Annotated in this window: 18 protein-coding genes; 3 read left to right on the top strand and 15 right to left on the bottom strand. The window is 50.5% G+C overall.

Translation table 11 applies throughout. The features are described from left to right. Positions 1-6: 6 nt before the first annotated feature. The 8 genes from LG200_RS08250 to flgB form a co-directional block, all read right to left on the bottom strand. On the bottom strand, positions 7-1,107 hold the full coding sequence (locus LG200_RS08250) for a flagellar basal body P-ring protein FlgI (RefSeq protein ID WP_264193816.1): 1,101 nt from the start codon (positions 1,105-1,107) through the stop codon (positions 7-9). An 8-nt stretch (positions 1,108-1,115) separates the two neighbouring features. Further along, positions 1,116-1,832, bottom strand: a complete 717-nt coding sequence (locus LG200_RS08245; RefSeq protein ID WP_226757086.1) for a flagellar basal body L-ring protein FlgH — start codon at positions 1,830-1,832, stop codon at positions 1,116-1,118. Between the two features lie 16 nt (positions 1,833-1,848). Further along, positions 1,849-2,631 carry a flagellar basal-body rod protein FlgG gene (flgG, locus tag LG200_RS08240; RefSeq protein ID WP_226757085.1) on the bottom strand — a complete coding sequence of 261 codons (783 nt, stop codon included), beginning with the start codon at positions 2,629-2,631 and terminating at the stop codon, positions 1,849-1,851. An 80-nt stretch (positions 2,632-2,711) separates the two neighbouring features. Next, the gene (flgF, locus tag LG200_RS08235; protein ID WP_226757084.1) at positions 2,712-3,452 is read right to left on the bottom strand and encodes a flagellar basal-body rod protein FlgF; all 741 of its coding nucleotides are present in this window, start codon (positions 3,450-3,452) and stop codon (positions 2,712-2,714) included. A gap of 39 nt (positions 3,453-3,491) precedes the next feature. After that, complete coding sequence (gene flgE / locus LG200_RS08230) at positions 3,492-4,715, bottom strand: flagellar hook protein FlgE (protein WP_226757083.1); 1,224 nt, start codon at positions 4,713-4,715, stop codon at positions 3,492-3,494. 42 nt (positions 4,716-4,757) lie between these two features. Next, the gene (locus LG200_RS08225; RefSeq protein ID WP_226757082.1) at positions 4,758-5,444 is read right to left on the bottom strand and encodes a flagellar hook assembly protein FlgD; all 687 of its coding nucleotides are present in this window, start codon (positions 5,442-5,444) and stop codon (positions 4,758-4,760) included. A gap of 21 nt (positions 5,445-5,465) precedes the next feature. Continuing rightward, positions 5,466-5,870 (bottom strand): flagellar basal body rod protein FlgC, encoded by a 405-nt coding sequence (gene flgC / locus LG200_RS08220; protein WP_226757081.1) that lies wholly within the window; start codon positions 5,868-5,870, stop codon positions 5,466-5,468. A gap of 39 nt (positions 5,871-5,909) precedes the next feature. Beyond that, on the bottom strand, positions 5,910-6,320 hold the full coding sequence (flgB, locus tag LG200_RS08215) for a flagellar basal body rod protein FlgB (RefSeq protein WP_226757080.1): 411 nt from the start codon (positions 6,318-6,320) through the stop codon (positions 5,910-5,912). A 238-nt stretch (positions 6,321-6,558) separates the two neighbouring features. Between flgB and flgA the strand changes: the two genes are divergently transcribed. The 3 genes from flgA to LG200_RS08200 all read left to right on the top strand — a co-directional run bounded on the left by flgA (position 6,559) and on the right by LG200_RS08200 (position 8,216). Next, positions 6,559-7,284, top strand: coding sequence for a flagellar basal body P-ring formation chaperone FlgA (gene flgA / locus LG200_RS08210; RefSeq protein ID WP_226757079.1), 726 nt, complete (start codon positions 6,559-6,561; stop codon positions 7,282-7,284). A 143-nt stretch (positions 7,285-7,427) separates the two neighbouring features. Next, on the top strand, positions 7,428-7,733 hold the full coding sequence (gene flgM, locus LG200_RS08205; protein WP_226757078.1) for a flagellar biosynthesis anti-sigma factor FlgM: 306 nt from the start codon (positions 7,428-7,430) through the stop codon (positions 7,731-7,733). 33 nt (positions 7,734-7,766) lie between these two features. Beyond that, positions 7,767-8,216, top strand: a complete 450-nt coding sequence (locus tag LG200_RS08200) for a flagella synthesis protein FlgN (protein WP_226757077.1) — start codon at positions 7,767-7,769, stop codon at positions 8,214-8,216. A 3-nt stretch (positions 8,217-8,219) separates the two neighbouring features. On the opposite strand, the gene motD is transcribed toward LG200_RS08200, so the two are convergent. Genes motD through flhB form a run of 7 tightly spaced genes read right to left on the bottom strand, consistent with a single transcriptional unit; the run spans position 8,220 to position 15,975 of the window. After that, positions 8,220-9,050: a flagellar motor protein MotD gene (gene motD, locus LG200_RS08195; protein WP_226757076.1), complete on the bottom strand. Its 831-nt coding sequence runs from the start codon at positions 9,048-9,050 to the stop codon at positions 8,220-8,222. 15 nt (positions 9,051-9,065) lie between these two features. After that, complete coding sequence (locus LG200_RS08190) at positions 9,066-9,806, bottom strand: flagellar motor protein (RefSeq protein WP_226757075.1); 741 nt, start codon at positions 9,804-9,806, stop codon at positions 9,066-9,068. Further along, the gene (locus LG200_RS08185; RefSeq protein WP_226757074.1) at positions 9,788-10,522 is read right to left on the bottom strand and encodes an RNA polymerase sigma factor FliA; all 735 of its coding nucleotides are present in this window, start codon (positions 10,520-10,522) and stop codon (positions 9,788-9,790) included. The genes LG200_RS08190 and LG200_RS08185 overlap by 19 nt, the downstream gene beginning before the upstream one ends. Positions 10,523-10,534: 12 nt before the next feature. Continuing rightward, positions 10,535-11,356 (bottom strand): MinD/ParA family ATP-binding protein, encoded by an 822-nt coding sequence (locus LG200_RS08180; protein WP_226757073.1) that lies wholly within the window; start codon positions 11,354-11,356, stop codon positions 10,535-10,537. Continuing rightward, positions 11,349-12,761 (bottom strand): flagellar biosynthesis protein FlhF, encoded by a 1,413-nt coding sequence (gene flhF, locus LG200_RS08175; protein WP_226757072.1) that lies wholly within the window; start codon positions 12,759-12,761, stop codon positions 11,349-11,351. Before flhF ends, LG200_RS08180 begins: the two co-directional genes overlap by 8 nt. Then, a complete protein-coding gene (gene flhA / locus LG200_RS08170) occupies positions 12,758-14,830 on the bottom strand; it encodes a flagellar biosynthesis protein FlhA (protein WP_226757071.1) in 2,073 nt (690 codons plus the stop codon). Before flhA ends, flhF begins: the two co-directional genes overlap by 4 nt. After that, the gene (flhB, locus tag LG200_RS08165) at positions 14,827-15,975 is read right to left on the bottom strand and encodes a flagellar biosynthesis protein FlhB (protein WP_226757070.1); all 1,149 of its coding nucleotides are present in this window, start codon (positions 15,973-15,975) and stop codon (positions 14,827-14,829) included. Before flhB ends, flhA begins: the two co-directional genes overlap by 4 nt. Positions 15,976-16,396: the final 421 nt, after the last annotated feature.

The following is a 16,396-nucleotide window of genomic DNA, read 5'->3' as shown; positions in this document are numbered from 1 at the left end:
ATTGCCCTAGATGATTTCCAGTTCTGCGCGTAATGAGCCAGCGGCCTTCATTGCTTGCAGAATGGCTAGCAGATCCTGGGGTGTGGCACCTATGGCGTTTAATGCCTTGACCACATCGGATAAGGAAGTGCCTTTATCCAGCTTGATCACTTGACCTGGTTCCCTGTTGATTTCAACTTGAGACACTTGGGTCGCTACAGTCTGCCCGCCAGAGAATGGGCCGGGCTGGCTGATGGCTGGGGCCGTATTGATGACAACGGATAAGTTGCCATGGGAAATAGCGCAGTCATCCAGTGTGACGGCCTGGTTCATGACGACAGAACCTGTGCGCGCATTCAGAATGACTTTTGCCATGCCTTGTGCAGGCTTGATATCCAAATTTTCCAGATTACCCAGAAATGCCACACGGCTGGTATTGGTAGGGGGCTGAACCTGGATTACACGACCATCCAGTGCGGTAGCCGTACCAAGCCCGAAGCGCTGGTTAATCGCATCCACTACCATGCTGGCTGTGGAAAAGTCCGCTTCCCGGAGTTCCAGGTTGATGGTGCTGCCTTCGGTGAGCTGGCTGGGCACGGCGCGTTCAACTGTCGCTCCGGCGGAAATGCGGCCTGCGCTAAGATGGTTGATCTGCCTACTGGTGCCGCTGGCACCCGCGCCTGCGCCGCCCACCAGCAGATTGCCCTGGGCCATGGCATAGACCTGGTTATCCGCACCTTTGAGTGGGGTCATCAATAGCGTACCGCCGCGCAGGCTCTTGGCATTCCCCATGGATGAGACAGTCACATCCATGTTCTGCCCTGGTTGCGCAAAGGGGGGCAGGCTTCCTGTCACCATGACAGCTGCTACATTACGCAGCTGCAAATTGGTTCCCACAGGCAGGTTGATGCCCATTTGCTGCATCATGCTGATAATGCTTTGTACGGTAAATGGCGTCTGTGTTGTCTGGTCGCCTGTACCATCCAGGCCAACTACCAGCCCGTAACCGATCAACTGGTTGGTACGTACGCCTTGTATGGTGGTAAGGTCCTTGAGACGCTCCGCTGCAGTTGGGGTTGCCAGTATCAGGCTGCCCAATGCTATAAAGGCTAGGATATGTTTTTTCATGATCATGCTCATAATGGTGCAATGCTCAAGAAGAAGCGGGTGAGAATAGACATTACCTGTGATGCATCGATATTGCTGTTGGTGCGGTACTCTATCCTGGCATCGGCTACCCGGCTTGATGCAATGCTGTTGCCGGCAGCTACATACATGGGATCCACCACCCCGGAGAAGCGTACGAATTCAGTACCACGGTCAAAGGCCACCTGTTTTTCACCGCTGACAGCCAAGTGACCGTTCGGCAATACTTCCGTCACGGTGGCGCTGATAGTGCCAGTAAAGACATTACGCGAATTTGATGCGGCTGCATCATCATAGGAGTTATCGGAACTTGCACTGGCGCTCAGTCTTGGGAATGTCCGTCCCAGGAAGCTGGCAACACCGGCATTAACCTCACCTGACTTGCTGGCAGAGTTGGTACCTGACTTGGTGGCAGAGGTGTTCTCCGTAATGTTGATGACAATGGTATCTCCTACTAGGCGCGCACGCTTGTCTTCAAGCAGCGGGCGGTAGGTCGCCGGACTGTAAATGCCACCGCTGTTGTAAGCGACAGCACTGGGCTGGAGTGGGCGCGCTGTGCTTGGGCCGTTGGTAATGGTTTTAGGCGTGACAGCGCAACCACTAGCCAACAGCAACAGGCTGGCAGTTAATAAATATCGAGCACATTTTGTATGCAGATTGTGGCGTGATCGCATGGTGGTTCCTTTGCGGCCAGATAACTCATTCATGATGAATTGTTGTTACCTAAAGTTGTGAAAGCCGTTGCAACATCTGGTCTGAGGTAGAAATTGCCTTGCTGTTGATTTCATAAGCACGCTGTGTCTGGATCATGTTCACCAGCTCTTCCACAACATTGACATTGGAAGTTTCCACATATTGCTGGACCAGCATGCCAGCGCCGTTACTGCCCGGCTCGTTAATGTTGGCGGTGCCGGAAGCAGCTGTTTCAACATAAAGGTTTTCACCGCGTGATTGCAGGCCAGCCGGATTGATAAAAGTGGCAAGCTGGAAGCTGCCGATTTGTACCGCATTGGGGCTGTCCGGCAATACGACGGAAACAGTGCCGTCACGTGCAATGGTGAGGCTCTGCGCATTTGGGGGAATCACGATTGCAGGCTGTATGGTAAAGCCGCTGGCGGTAACCAGCTGGCCCTGGTTATCCATCTGGAAAGCACCGTCCCGGGTATACGCTGTAGTGCCATCTGGCAACAATACCTGGAAGAAACCGTCGCCACTGATCGCAACATCCTTTGAATTGCCTGTTTGCTGCAGGTTGCCCTGGGTGTGGATACGCTCCGTGGCAACGGGGCGCACGCCAGTGCCGAGCTGCAAGCCGGATGGAAGTTGTGTTTGCTGTGAGGATTGAGCGCCTGGCTGTCGGATGTTCTGGTAGAGCAGGTCTTCAAATACGGCGCGGGTTTTCTTGAACCCGTTGGTGCTGACATTGGCCAGATTGTTGGCAATCACATCCATCTGTGTTTGCTGGGCTTCCAGTCCGGTTTTGGCAATCCATAGCGAACGTATCATGATCTGCTCCTTGTTTCTGTTTCTGGCAACCGTGATTGCCGGAATAATCGAATTTAATACTTATGCTATAACACCAAGCCTTAACTCAAACTGAGGATTTGACCGGCTTTAGTGGCGTTATTCTCCGCGTTCTGCAATAGCTTGGTTTGCAGGTCGAACTGCCTGGCAAGGGTAATCATATTGACCATTTCCTCGACCACGTTGACATTGCTGCTTTCCAGTGCGCCGCTTGCAACGGTGACATTGGCATCTGCCTCAAGGGGCGTACGGTTTTTCATCTCAAACAGGCCGTCGCTGCCGCGTACCAGGTCGCTATCATTCGGATTGACCAGTTTGAGCCGGCCGATCAGATTGGTAATAATGGGTATGACATTGGTTGATACGGCAGATACGGTGCCATCATTGGCAATTGCTATCTTGGATTCCGGCGGAATGGTGATCGGACCGTCATCGCCCACCACCGTCAGGCCTTCCTGCGTTTGCAGCACACCGTTTTCATTGAGCTTGAAATTGCCATTGCGTGTATAGGCTTCGGTGCCGTCCGTGCGTTGTACGGCAAACCAACCGCGATCACGAATGGCCACATCAAGTTCGCGTCCAGTCGTTTGGATGACGCCACTGTTGAAATTCGCCCCAACGGTAGAGTCCACTACAAATGTCCGCGTTGGCAGGCCGTCACTTATCACGGGAACCGCACGGAAGCTGTCTATCTGCGAGCGGAATCCGGTTGTTGTGGAGTTGGCCAGGTTATTCGACGTAGTCGCCTGTTGCTCCATGATGTGCTTCATTCCGGTCATCGTCGTATAGATCAAGCGGTCCATAGCGGCTCCTTATGCATGTAGCGGTGATTCAATCAGCGATTAGCGCAGGTTGACCAGGGTCTGCATGATCTGGTCCTCTGTCTTGATCGTCTGGGCATTGGCCTGGTAAACACGTTGCGCAGTAATCATGTTGACCAGTTCTGCCGTCAAGTCTACGTTGGACTCTTCAAGCCGGTAGGATTGCAATACCCCCAGGCCACCGGAGTTTGCCACCCCTACAATAGGAGGGCCGGACTCTGAAGTTTCTGCCCAGAGATTATCGCCCAGCGGTTGCAGCCCGTTCAGGTTGCGGAAATTGGCGAGGGCTACTTGTCCCAGGACAGCGCTTTTACCATTCGAGTAACGACCCAGAATGGAGCCGTCATCCCCCACACTGAAGCTGGAAAGGCGCCCAGCGGCATAGCCATCCTGCCCCAGGTCGCTTTCATTGAATGAATTGGCAAATTGTGTGCTGCCTGCAAGATTCAATGAGATTGACAGTGGTGAGGTTCCACCAGTGGTTACGGGAATACTCAATGGAGTTGTGGTGATCGTCGGATTAACACCTGAACCGGTGAAGGACATCGTGCCTACGGCTGTTGGAGGTGAGCCCGGAGGCACTTGCGCACCATCAGCACTCGCCATGATGCTCCATTCGTTGGCGGCAGTCTTGATGTAATACAACTGTACATTGTGCGCATTGCCTTGGGAGTCGTACACTTCAATCGGTGTGGAGTGGCTGTAGGTAGTAGGGTCATTCAGGTTGAAATCAGCAGGATCCATGATGTCTGCACGAGAATCCAGGTTCAGCGGGCCGGTAATGGATGTTGATGCCCTAGGAGCCAGATCCGACGCATCAATCTGCAATTCAGTCAGGGCACCGGTCTGTACCACGCCATTAACGACTGCATAACCTGTCAGCCTTTGTCCTGAGGCATTCTGGATATAGCCTTCCTTGCTCAGTTGGAACTGACCATTGCGTGAATAACTGATGGTGCCGTTATCGCTCATGCGGAAAAACCCGTTGCCATTGATGGCCACGTCCAGCGGGTTTGTCGAATTGGAAATATTACCCTGGGTAAACTGCTGGGTGACGGCAGCAATCTTGGTGCCAATACCAATCTTGGATGCATTGCCGCCACCCAGCGAATTAGCGTAAACATCCGCAAACTCCGCGCGTGATTGCTTGAAGCCGACCGTGCTGGCATTGGCAACGTTATTACCAATTACTTCGATGGTCTTGGATGCGGCATTGAGGCCGCTTAAACCTTGTTGGAAAGCCATATTGTTCTCCTGGTGAAATTACATGCTGCCATAGTGCTGCAATCAGAAAATCTGCTTTATCTTGTCCGTGGTGATTGCTGCCAAATTGCTCAGGTTGAGTTTGATGCCATCCGTACCTGAAGACACACTCATAACCTGCTCATAACTTAATGTAGTCGATGCTACCGTGCTGTTGCCAGTCGTAGCAGTTGCCTCGATGGTATAACGACCATTTGCGAGCTTGGTTCCATCCTCACTGTAGCCATTCCAGCTGAGCTGGGAAATGCCGGCAGCCTGGTTGGTCAGGTTGATCGTCTTGACCACATTGCCGCTGGCATCCTTGATGTTGACCTTGAGGTTGTCCGCGCCAACTGGCAGCTCAACACCAAAATAGGCTTCCGACTCCCCCTCTGTCTCGCTGGCCGCAAGATAAGTGCTGCTGCCTTCCACCAGTACGGCACGGCCAATCAGGCTTGATGCCTGCAGTGCCTGGGTGGATTGCATGCTGCTGATGAAAGCCGAGAGTGTGCTGTTCATCTTTTCAATCCCGGTCACGGTGGAGAGTTGAGCCATCTGGCTGGTCACTTCAGCATTGTCCATGGGATTGAGCGGATCCTGATTTTTCATCTGGGTAATCAGCAGTTTCATGAAACGATCCTGTGTTTCAGAAATGCTGCTACTCGACGATGATGAGCTTGTCGGATTCATTGTATTCAGCAGATTGTCAGAAATTCCAGAAGTACTTGCCATGATCTTGTCTCGCTTTCAGGGTTATTGACCTATGGTCAGGGTCTTCAGCAGCATGCTCTTGGCCGCATTCATGGTTTCAACGTTGTTTTGATAAGAGCGCGAGGCTGAAATCATATCGACCATCTGCTCGGTCACATTGACGTTGGGCATGGCGACATAGCCGTTTTCATCAGCCATGGGGTGCTTGGGGTCATATTTCATTTGTGGCGGTGATTGGTCTTCCCTCACTTCTTTTACCCTAACTCCCTGAGCATCTGCAGAGTTGAGCGGTACTGCAGAAAATACAATCTGCTTGGCTTTATAGGGTTGCCCGTTGGCACTGGTTGCGCTGTCTGCATTGGCCAGGTTGCTGGCTACCACGTTCAGGCGCTGCCCTTGTGCGCTCATGGCTGAGCCGGAAATATTGAATACATTAAAAAGTGACATGGAAGTCTCCTTTAAGTATTGAGCCGTTAAATCTCATATTTATTGCCCCTGGACCGCAGCCAGCATTTTCTTGATCTGACCGCTGATCATGGTAATACTGGCTTCATATCGCAAGGCATTGTCTGCAAACTGGGTGCGCTCCACATCCATGTCCACGGTATTACCATCTACGCTCCCCTGAATAATTGAGCGGAACATGACGCCGCCAGGCTGGCCGTTGGAAGGCGCGTTTGCTTGAAGATGAGCAGAGTTGGTAGTGGCTGCTGACAGGCCACTATGATCAATACCAGCCAATGCCTGTTTGAAAGTATCGGCAAAGTTGATATCGCGAGCTTTATATCCTGGCGTATCCGCGTTGGCGATATTGGCCGCCAGCAGTTCCTGCCGCTGACCGCGAACGCGCAGAGCAGTTTCGTGGAAGTTGAGTGCCGCATCCAGCTTGTTCATCATGTGTACCTCCAGTTGGTAACGACAGATATGCGCGGTCGAGAAACACGGAATATTGTCGTTATTACAGATGATTGCGAGTCTAGAGTGCCTGCTACAAATTCTATTGATTGAATAAGGGGGTAAATCTAGTCCTGTTTCATGTTTTTGTATTGGATCGCCTGGGTACAATCCACCTTGAATATTTTGTCAGGGCCGCTCAATTCTGAAGGCCTTGAGATTGTACGACAGGAGGCGTGTCATGAAGTTGAAACAATATGCAGGAAAGCTAGTGGCTGCATTTTGCTCCTTGACACTATGCTCGTCCCTATTGGGCGTTACACCGGTATATGCTCAAACTGCTTCTCAAGATCTTACGCTGATCCGTCAGAAGGTCGAGGATTTTTTACTGGCCCAAAGTGCAGGATATCCAGGCAAGGTCTCGGTGTCTGCCGTTGCCATTGACAGTCGTCTCAAGCTGGCAGATTGTGCTTCCATGCAGATGTTTCTTCCTCATGGTAGCCGGGCATGGGGGAGAACCTCTGTTGGGGTAAGGTGCAATGCCCCTTCGGTCTGGACTGTATATGTGCAAGCCAATGTACAAGTGATGGCTGATTACCTGATTGCTGCTGCTCCCCTCGTTCAGGGACATATCATCACTGAACGGGATCTTGCAACCAACCGGGGCGATCTGGCTAAATTGCCTCCGGGAATCTTTACCGATAGCACCCAGGCTGTTGGCATGAGGGTAGGGCTGTCATTAAGCGCGGGCACGGTATTGCGTCAAGAAATGCTGCGTATCACTCCGGTCGTGCAACAAGGTCAAAAAGTGATTTTGAGTTCAGCTGGCAGGGGCTTCAGCATTTCAGCCGAAGGTACCGCACTCGGCAATGCGGGCGAAGGGCAGCGCGTCAAAGTCAAAGTGGCCAATGGCCAGGTGGTAAGTGGATTGGCCAGGCAGGGCGGTCAAATCGAAGTGGTATTCTAAAAGCCGGATATGCTATGAATGGATACAGTTGATTTATTGGTGGAAATCTTTAACGATTTTTACTAAAGTTAACACAAACCAAGCCGATAAGAGCAATATATCGGCATGTATCTATGCTGTGAATAAGCTTAAGGAATATCGCCATGAAAATAGATGACGCACTTCAGAAAGCAGTAGCGCTCAACAATGAAAAGGCAGAGAACAAATCCTCCGCCAAGGCTAACGAAACAAAATCTCCAGCTGCCGCTGGTGAAAGCGTGACGTTGTCACCATTGGCTTCACAATTGCAATCACTGGAAGCTGCTGTTGCCAGTGACAATGTATATGACGCTGACAAGGTGAGTGCAATTAAATCTGCCATTTCCAGCGGTCAGTTCAGAGTGGACTCTGAAAAGGTTGCTGATGGCCTCATCAACACTGTAAAAGACTTGCTGACAACACCTAGGTAATTGGTTGGCTGCAGGGGAAAGGCAATCCTGAGCATGACTTCTCAACTTGGCTTTGATGTAGAAATTAAACTGGTAGATGCCTTGTTGCTGCTATTAAAGCGAGAACAGGCAAGTTTGATCAAAGTGGATGTGGATACCATGGAAGGATTGCTGAACGAAAAGGCTCAGGTATTGCAGGACTTGAGTAGCAATACGCAGTCACGCTACAAGTCTGTGGCGGCTCTTGGTTTTGATGCTGATGAGCAGGGGCTGGCAAAATGGCTGGCTGCTCAGGATTCCGGCATCCAGGCATCATGGGGCCGATTCCATGCCTTGCTGGATCAGGCGAAAGAGCTTAATCGCCTGAATGGCATATTAATTAACAAGCATTTCAATCTTAACCAGAATGTATTGAACACTCTGGGACGTCCTTCATCCAACCAGTTCTATGGCCCCAATGGCCAATCCAGTTCTGGATCTGGTTTTTATAATACGCAGGCTTGAATGTTAGGGTAGCTTCTCGCTAACTGCATTGTTATTTAACGAGTCGACTTTCTCTTTAGTAGTCAACGGCTTATACAACACCATGATAGATACCCGGCGATTTTTCGCACGTCCTTCCTCTGTGGTGTTGTCTGCAATTGCTTGTGTATCGCTGTAACCAACCGCGCTCAATCGAGTATCCGTGATACCTTCCTTGATCATCTGCCTGACAACGCTACTTGCGCGCGTGGCAGACAGTTCCCAGTTTGAAGGGTATTGACTATTCTGGATGGGGACATTGTCAGTGTGTCCTTCCACTTGAATGTCGTAATTTGTTTGTAATAGTACCTGGGCAATATCATTGATTGGTGCAACAGCATCTTGCTTGATTTCCGAAGATCCTGGAGTGAACAGCAGGTTGTCATAGATATCAATACGCACCCCCCTGTCATTGGTTGTAATGTTGATTTTTCCACTCCGTGCAAGGGTGGCGAGAGATCTGGACAGGCGCGAGGCGATTGCGGATATTGCTTCTTGCTCGCGGCGTAGTTTGTCTTTTTGTAAACGTGCCAGTGGCAGTAAACGGATGAGCGAGGTTTGTGAGGATACCTGGTCTGCAGGACCCTTGCTGTCATTGTCTGTTGGCTGTTCGATACTCGTGCCATTGGTTGAACTGGTTCCGCTGAAAGCAGTGCCCAAGGCTGAGGTCAGTTCTTTGTATTTGCCTTCATTGACCGAGGAAATGCCATACATTACAACAAAGAAGGCAAAAAGCAGGGTGATAAAGTCTGCATAGGAAACCAGCCAGCGATCATGATTCTCTGGCTCTTCTTCAAATTTTCTTCTTCTCCCCATAGATTGATGCAGGGGTTATCTTAAGTAAGAGGCCAGTCGATCCTCGACTACCTTGGAGTTTTCGCTATGGGCAATACTGACTATGCCTTCTATCAGCATTTCTCTGCGGGTTGTTTCCACCAGGATCAATGCCTTGAGTTTGTTGCTGATCGGCAGAAAGAGAAGGTTGGCAAACCCGACGCCATAAATGGTGGCTACAAAGGCAACAGCGATCCCGCTACCCAGGCGGCTGGGATCAGACAGGTTTTCCATTACGTGGATCAGCCCCAATACCGCCCCCATGATTCCCACTGTGGGCGCATAACCGCCTGCAGACTCCCAGATTTTAATGGCATTACGCTGTGAGGCTTCGTAACGGTTGATATCAACATTGCATATATCGCGGATTTTTTCAGGAGGAGTCCCATCAATCAACAGACGTAATGCTTTTTTAATGAAAGGGTCCTGCTCTGAATACATGTAATTTTCCAGCAGTAGCACACCATCCTTACGGGCAATTTGACTCCAGATACCAATGCGGCGAGCCAGTTTTACACGATCATCCTCTGGAGGCTTTATAATCCATTTGGCAAGGCGCACGCCTTGGATAAAGTGGGATGGACGTGTTTGCAACAAGACGGCACCTATGGTGCCAAATATGACAATCATGAATGCGGCGGGCTGTATCAGTGAGCTGATTTTCCCGCCTTCAAGAGCCTGGCCAAGCAGTATTCCGCCAAGCGCCAGTGCTATACCGCCTAGGCTGCTCCAGTCCACAATTTTTCTTTCAGGTTGGCACGCAGGCGGGCAACTGCTTGAGTATGCAACTGGCATACCCGTGATTCGGAAACACTCATGATGGCACCAATTTCTTTCAGGTTCATTTCTTGCTCATAATACAGGCCCATCAGTATTTTTTCGCGCTCCGGCAAGGTCTCAATGGCATCAATCAGGGCTTCACGGAAATCGCCTGACAAGAGGATCTTGAGAGGGTCGCCAGAGTCATCGGTATTGTAGCGATCAAGGAAGTGGTCTCCGTTGTCTTGCTCGCTGAAATCTTCATAGTAAATGAGTTGGTGCCCGCTGCAGTCGCCCAGCATTTCCTGAAAGTCATCCATAGAAAGGTTGAGTTGCTTGGCAATTTCACCTTCGCTCGGAGGGCGTCCCAGCTTCTGTTCCAGCCCTTGTATTGCACTTTCAACATCCCGCATGTTCTTGCGCACACTGCGTGGCAGCCAGTCGGCGCGACGCAGTTCATCTATCATGGAACCACGGATGCGCTGGGCTGCATAAGTCTCAAATTGAGCGCCATGCGTATCTTCGTAACGGTTGGTTGCGTCGAGCAGGCCCATCATGCCTGCTTGCACCAGATCGTCAATGTCAACGCTCGCAGGCAGTTTAGCTTTAAGCTGGAAAGCTATTTTTTTTACCAAACTTGCATGCTGTTTAAGCAATTCTTCCTTGTGATTGGTTTTTCCATGCAAGGTGTACATCAGATATCCTTATTAGCTGAAAGACGCCTGTAGTAGACCGTGATTATGGTCTATTTTCCGGGCTAATGTCTTGAAAGCTGTTGAGGCTTTTGCCATGGGGAAGGCGTCGATCACTGCGCGTCCCAGTTTGGCTGCGCGACCAAGATGCTCATCATTGGGAATCAACCCTACGAACTCTAATTCTATATGCAGATAGCGCTGCGCTACTTCTGCAATGTTATGAAAGACAACTTTAGCCTGCGCTTCTGTCGCATGCGATACCAAAACACCGAACGAACGCCTGCCGACTTGATTGCAAAGCTGCTTGATAAGCCTGTAAGCCGCAGTGATTGAATCTGCATCGCGTGTCATGTGAATCAGTATCTCCCCCGTGTTCAGCATATTGAGAGGCATGGTGTCGTTGCTGTTGAGTGTTGCATCAACCAGCACGATTTCATGTTGCCTGGCCATATTGATAAACATGCGTTCCATATGCATCATGGTATTTTCCTTGCCCAATAAGCGGGCATCAGAAGCACCTGACAGTAATTTTGCAACAGAATAGCCTAGTTCGGTAGTGTTTATTATCTCATGATGCAGGTCTGGCCGCCGTGCTGCATCGATCCAGGAGGATTGTGCAGGAGAAAACTCATAGCCTTGACAAGCATTCAAGGGGGTCTGGGTCGCCTCCAATACCATTACATCACTGCCTTGTCTAAGCAGTGAGGCTGCGAGATTGGTCAACAATCTTGTTTGTTCACTGGCCTGTGCTGCCGACAAGATTGACAGTATTTTCGGGCGGGGCCCTGCCATCAGCCGCCGGAGGCCAGTGGCCTGATCGCGATGGTTAATCATGTTTCATTCCCACTAATTTAGCAGAGGCCGTATCAGCGGCCATATTGGCCATGATGAAAGGGATTTCTTCTTCTCTGAAGCTGAAATGCTCGGTTTTCTTGCGTGCAATTTTGAATGCATGATGAACCAGCAGGTTTTTATTGGCAATGTGGATATCTTCAGGGACACGCTGGCCGTTGGCTACGTAATAAAGCCTGAGCCTTTCACGAATGATGACATCCAGCACACTACCGATAGAGGCAGCCTCATCCAGCTTGGTGATGATGCAGCCTTCCAGGCCACGGCTCTTGTATGCGTCAATCACATCGGTCAGCGTTTCTCCTGTGCTGGTCGCGTTCATGCAAAGAATTTTCTTGATTGGCATGCCAGTACTGGAAAGCATGGCAATCTGCTCGGCTACCATACGGTCGCGCTGGCTGACACCGACTGTATCAATCAGGATAGTGTGCTTGCCTTTAAGTTCGTTAAGTGCGAGCTTGAGGTCAGCTTCGTCTTTTACTGCATGTACCATCACACCTAGTATTTTTCCGTAGATGCGCAGTTGTTCATGCCCGCCGATGCGATAGGAGTCTGTTGTGATCAAGGCCAGCTTTTTGGCGCCATGCTTCATGACAAAACGTGCGGCCAACTTAGCCGTAGTAGTAGTCTTGCCTACCCCGGTTGGTCCTACCAAGGCAAAAATACCGCCTTCATCGAGGATTTGCTGCTCATCGCTAATGGTATTGATATTCTTGCCAATGACATTCTGCAGCCATTTCATTCCATCTGCTTCACTGCTCTGAGCCGGGATATGCTCCGCGATTTGGCGTGACAGACCTGCACTGAAGCCGGCAGAAATCATGGAGCGTAACAAGCCGGATTTGACAGGGTCGCGTTGCTGAATATTGCCCCATGCCATCTCGGTCAGCTGCGATTCGATAATGCTGCGCATTGAGCGCATTTCCCTCATCATTGATGAGAGTTCATTGGCATGTTTTTCGTCAGTTGCCGCATGGTTAACAGGCCTTGCTTGGTTCTGTACCCGAGGTTTAGCCATCTCGATAACGGGGCTCATGCCTGCTGTTTGCGCCTGTGGAGCTACCGGTGTCTTGGCGGGATTCCTTTGCTGTTTCAGTGCCTCATGGTTCAAAGGCTCAGCAGTTTTGACTGTACGCTTGTTACGACTCAATATGGAAACCAGAGTTTCCGGACCGGAAGCTGATTCAGCAGCCAAAGTCGTGGATGGCTTGGGCTTGCTCTCGCTGCCTGCTACCAGCTTAGCCATGTCTTCTTCTCGGAAGGCGAGAATCTCGTTGCCTCCTTCTACAGCACGATTGGATAGAATGACGGCATCTGCTCCCAGTTCCTGGCGCACCATATTCAGGGCTTCACGGGAATTCTTGCCGAAATAACGTTTGATGTTCATGCTTGGCCTCCAATCAGACTGGTAACGCGTATGGTTTTCGTATCAGGTAGCTCTTCATGAGCCAGTACACGCAAGCGTGGTACAGCTCTTCTCAGGAATCTGGACAGGGCGGTGCGTAAGGCACCGGGTACGAGCAATACCGGTGCCATGCCCATCTGCTCTTGTTGTTTGGCGGCATTGGCAGTCTGTGTGGACAATGTATCGGCCAAGCCTGGTTCAATTGCGGCACCGCCTGATGCTGTGGACTGCAATGCCTGCAGCAGCAGGCGTTCAAGGTTGTGGTCCAGCGTCATGACCGGCACTTCATTGCCGCTAGGGAACAACTGCTGCACAATTGCACGTCCCAATTGGATGCGGACCAACGCAGTAAGATCATCAGTATCTTGAACCCGTGGCGCATGTTCGGATAGTGTTTCAATGATTGTCCGCATATCGCGAATGTGCACACCTTCAACCAACAGGTTCTGCAATACCTTTTGCACGACCGAAAGGCTAAGTAACTTCGGTACCAGGTCTTCCACCAGCTTTGGTGACTCTTTGCCGATATGATCCAGAAGCTGCTGTACTTCTTGCCGCCCCAATAATTCTGCTGCATGAGAGGTAATCATGTGATTCAGGTGCGTAGCAATCACAGTGCTGGTATCGACTACTGTATAGCCCATGGCTTGTGCCTGGTCACGCATATTGGCTTCAATCCAGACTGCGGGAAGGCCAAAGGCAGGATCTGTCGTGACAGTGCCCTGCAATTGACCAGTCACATTGCCTGGATCTATTGCCAGGTATTGGCCCGGATAGGACTCGCCACTTGCGAGCTCAACGCCTTTGAGTGTAATCCGGTAGCCTGCCGGTTTCAGCTCCAGGTTGTCACGGATATGGATGGCAGGAGGCAGAAAGCCGACTTCCTGTGCGAATTTTTTACGCAGGCCCTTGATCCGCTTCAATAGATCACCGCCCTGGGCCATGTCCACTAGGGGGATGAGCCGGTAGCCTACTTCCAGGCCAATGACATCTACCGGCATGACATCATCCCAGGTCGCCTCGGGGGAGTCCGATACTGGGGCTGGTGCGGACTCTTTTTCTATTGCGGGGGATTGCTGCTTCTGTTCTGCGAAATAGGCAACACCGCCCAATATCCCAGCCAGCACCAGGAATGCGAAATGTGGCATGCCTGGAATCAGGCCTAGGCCGGCAATAATGGCCGCGGTGACGTAAATAGCCTTGGGTTTTGAGAATAACTGGCCAACCAGCTGGTTGCCTATGTCCCTATCATCAGCAACACGCGAAACGACAACACCGGCAGCCACGGAAATAATCAGCGCAGGTATCTGTGCCACCAGGCCGTCACCAATGGCGAGCAGGGTGTAGTTCTTGACCGCCTCGCTAAAACTCAGGTCGTGCTGGGCAACACCAACAATCAGACCACCGATAATATTGATGATAATAACCAGAATACCGGCAACCGCGTCACCACGCACATACTTACTGGCACCATCCATGGCACCATAGAATTCCGCTTCCTGGCCGATTTCCTTGCGGCGGCTACGGGCTTCCTCTTCTCCAATGAGGCCGGCATTGAGGTCGGCATCAATTGCCATCTGCTTGCCAGGCATGGCATCCAGGGTGAATCTGGCACCTACTTCTGCGATACGACCTGCACCTTTGGTGACTACCACAAAATTGATGATAGTCAGGATGACGAAAACGACGATACCCACTGTGTAGTTACCGCCAATCAGGAAATGACCGAAGGCTTCAATAACCTTGCCGGCGGCATCCGGCCCAGTATGGCCTTCCGTCAGCACCACGCGGGTTGATGCTACGTTGAGTGACAGGCGCAACATCGTGGTGACCAGCAGGATAGTGGGAAAGGCAATAAAATCCAGCGGTTTTGCAGTTTGCAGGCCAACCAGCAATACCAGGATGGAAAGCGCAATATTGAAGCTGAACAAGGCATCCAGGGCAATGGCTGGCAACGGCAGGATCATCATTGCCAGCAGCATGACAATAATGAGCGGTGCAGCTAGCGAGCTGCCGCCAATCAGCCAGGCTGGTAGTTTGATCGCATTCATGCATTGGCTCCTTTCAGGTGTGGATCAAGGGCATCAGGTACATCCAGCGCCATTGGCATGCTTGGGTAATAGCCCCCCTCGGTTTTATAAGTACGGAGCTGAAAGATGTAAGCGAGAATTTCAGCTACTGCGGCATACAGTGCTTGTGGGATCTCATCGCCAAGGTCTGTATGGGCATAGAGTGCACGTGCCAGCTTGGGAGATTCCAGAGTCGGTACTTTATGCTCGCCGGCAATTTCACGGATTTTCAGGGCAATATCGTCAGCCCCCTTCGCGATCACTCGCGGGGCACCCATGAAGCCATCGTCATACTTGATTGCTACTGCATAGTGGGTAGGGTTGGTAATCACAACATCTGCTTTTGGAATTTCCGCCATCATGCGGCGGCGCGCCATTTCCCGCTGTTGTTGGCGAATGCGGGCCTTGATCTCTGGATTACCTTCGCTTTCCTTGGATTCCTGCTTGACCTCATCCTTGGTCATTTTGAGTTTATTGTTGTAATTCCATAGCTGATAGGGGACATCAATAGCCGCAATCAATACCAGAGCCGACACAATAAACAAAAAACCTTTGATCAGGATGCCATCAACCTGCGCAATGCCGCTCGCCAATGGCTGGGTGGATAGTGACAGGATCATATCCATGTCATGTGCCATGACCATATAGGAGACAGATCCCACCAGCGTGGCCTTGAGGACTGCCTTGACCAGTTCGACCAAGGAGTTTTTGGAAAAAAGATTGGAAATGCCGTTGATGGGATTGAGCTTGCTGAATTTTGGCATGAATGCCTTGCTGCTCACATTCCAGCCACCAATCAAAGCAGGGGAACCAATAATGACGATTAACAAGATCAGGGCGAGGGGCGAAAAAGCAATCAGCAGATCCAGAATGCTGGCGCTGATTTTGCTGATTAATAGGTTGAAGTCGAAGGCTGCTTCCCGGCTGATACGCAAATTGGAGTTCATATTGCCAAGCATTGCCTGGTTAAGACGTCCTCCCAGCATGTATATGCCTATGCCGCCAGTTAACAGGACAGTGCAGGTCGCCAGTTCGCGAGAACGAGGAACGTCGCCGTCTTCGCGCGCTTTTTCTATGCGTCGAGCCGTCGGCTGTTCAGTTTTTTCGAGATCGCTATCCTGCGCCATGTCATTGGTTCCTGTGCTGCAGCATGCCGGTCTAAATCATGCTGCTTTGATCAATGGCTGCATTATTGGATACGGGGTAGGCAATGAAATCGAAGAATAGAAGGGATAAAACCACGCAGTCTTTTTTGAAATAGTTAAAAAATTTTAAAAAAATGCCTAAAGTTTTCTTGAATAGGGTCGTTAGTGGTATTAAGTAGAAAATACTTATATTTATTTTATTAAATTAATCAATAGGTTATAAAATAATTTAAATTTTTCTACAAATTACCCTAAAGAATATTTAAGCGCTGCCGTTAAGTGCTTATGAATCTGAAAGAACAACTAAGGACAAATTAATTCCAGAATTTTTAACATAAGTTAACAGCTGGTTTGTTTGGTTTAACCCCCTGAAAGTCTTGTCTACCAAGGCCGATACAGTGTT

It is taken from the genome of Methylobacillus caricis (assembly GCF_020532705.1).
GTDB classification, from domain to species: domain Bacteria; phylum Pseudomonadota; class Gammaproteobacteria; order Burkholderiales; family Methylophilaceae; genus Methylobacillus; species Methylobacillus caricis.
This window is presented reverse-complemented; position numbering and strand designations above follow the sequence as displayed.

Coding starts and splice junctions, on each gene's coding strand:
- LG200_RS08250 (WP_264193816.1), bottom strand. CDS start 1,107: ATGAAAAAACATATCCTAGCCTTTATAGCATTGGGCAGCCTGATACTG.
- LG200_RS08245 (WP_226757086.1), bottom strand. CDS start 1,832: ATGAATGAGTTATCTGGCCGCAAAGGAACCACCATGCGATCACGCCAC.
- flgG (WP_226757085.1), bottom strand. CDS start 2,631: ATGATACGTTCGCTATGGATTGCCAAAACCGGACTGGAAGCCCAGCAA.
- flgF (WP_226757084.1), bottom strand. CDS start 3,452: ATGGACCGCTTGATCTATACGACGATGACCGGAATGAAGCACATCATG.
- flgE (WP_226757083.1), bottom strand. CDS start 4,715: ATGGCTTTCCAACAAGGTTTAAGCGGCCTCAATGCCGCATCCAAGACC.
- LG200_RS08225 (WP_226757082.1), bottom strand. CDS start 5,444: ATGGCAAGTACTTCTGGAATTTCTGACAATCTGCTGAATACAATGAAT.
- flgC (WP_226757081.1), bottom strand. CDS start 5,870: ATGTCACTTTTTAATGTATTCAATATTTCCGGCTCAGCCATGAGCGCA.
- flgB (WP_226757080.1), bottom strand. CDS start 6,320: ATGATGAACAAGCTGGATGCGGCACTCAACTTCCACGAAACTGCTCTG.
- flgA (WP_226757079.1), top strand. CDS start 6,559: ATGAAGTTGAAACAATATGCAGGAAAGCTAGTGGCTGCATTTTGCTCC.
- flgM (WP_226757078.1), top strand. CDS start 7,428: ATGAAAATAGATGACGCACTTCAGAAAGCAGTAGCGCTCAACAATGAA.
- LG200_RS08200 (WP_226757077.1), top strand. CDS start 7,767: ATGACTTCTCAACTTGGCTTTGATGTAGAAATTAAACTGGTAGATGCC.
- motD (WP_226757076.1), bottom strand. CDS start 9,050: ATGGGGAGAAGAAGAAAATTTGAAGAAGAGCCAGAGAATCATGATCGC.
- LG200_RS08185 (WP_226757074.1), bottom strand. CDS start 10,522: ATGTACACCTTGCATGGAAAAACCAATCACAAGGAAGAATTGCTTAAA.
- LG200_RS08180 (WP_226757073.1), bottom strand. CDS start 11,356: ATGATTAACCATCGCGATCAGGCCACTGGCCTCCGGCGGCTGATGGCA.
- flhF (WP_226757072.1), bottom strand. CDS start 12,761: ATGAACATCAAACGTTATTTCGGCAAGAATTCCCGTGAAGCCCTGAAT.
- flhA (WP_226757071.1), bottom strand. CDS start 14,830: ATGAATGCGATCAAACTACCAGCCTGGCTGATTGGCGGCAGCTCGCTA.
- flhB (WP_226757070.1), bottom strand. CDS start 15,975: ATGGCGCAGGATAGCGATCTCGAAAAAACTGAACAGCCGACGGCTCGA.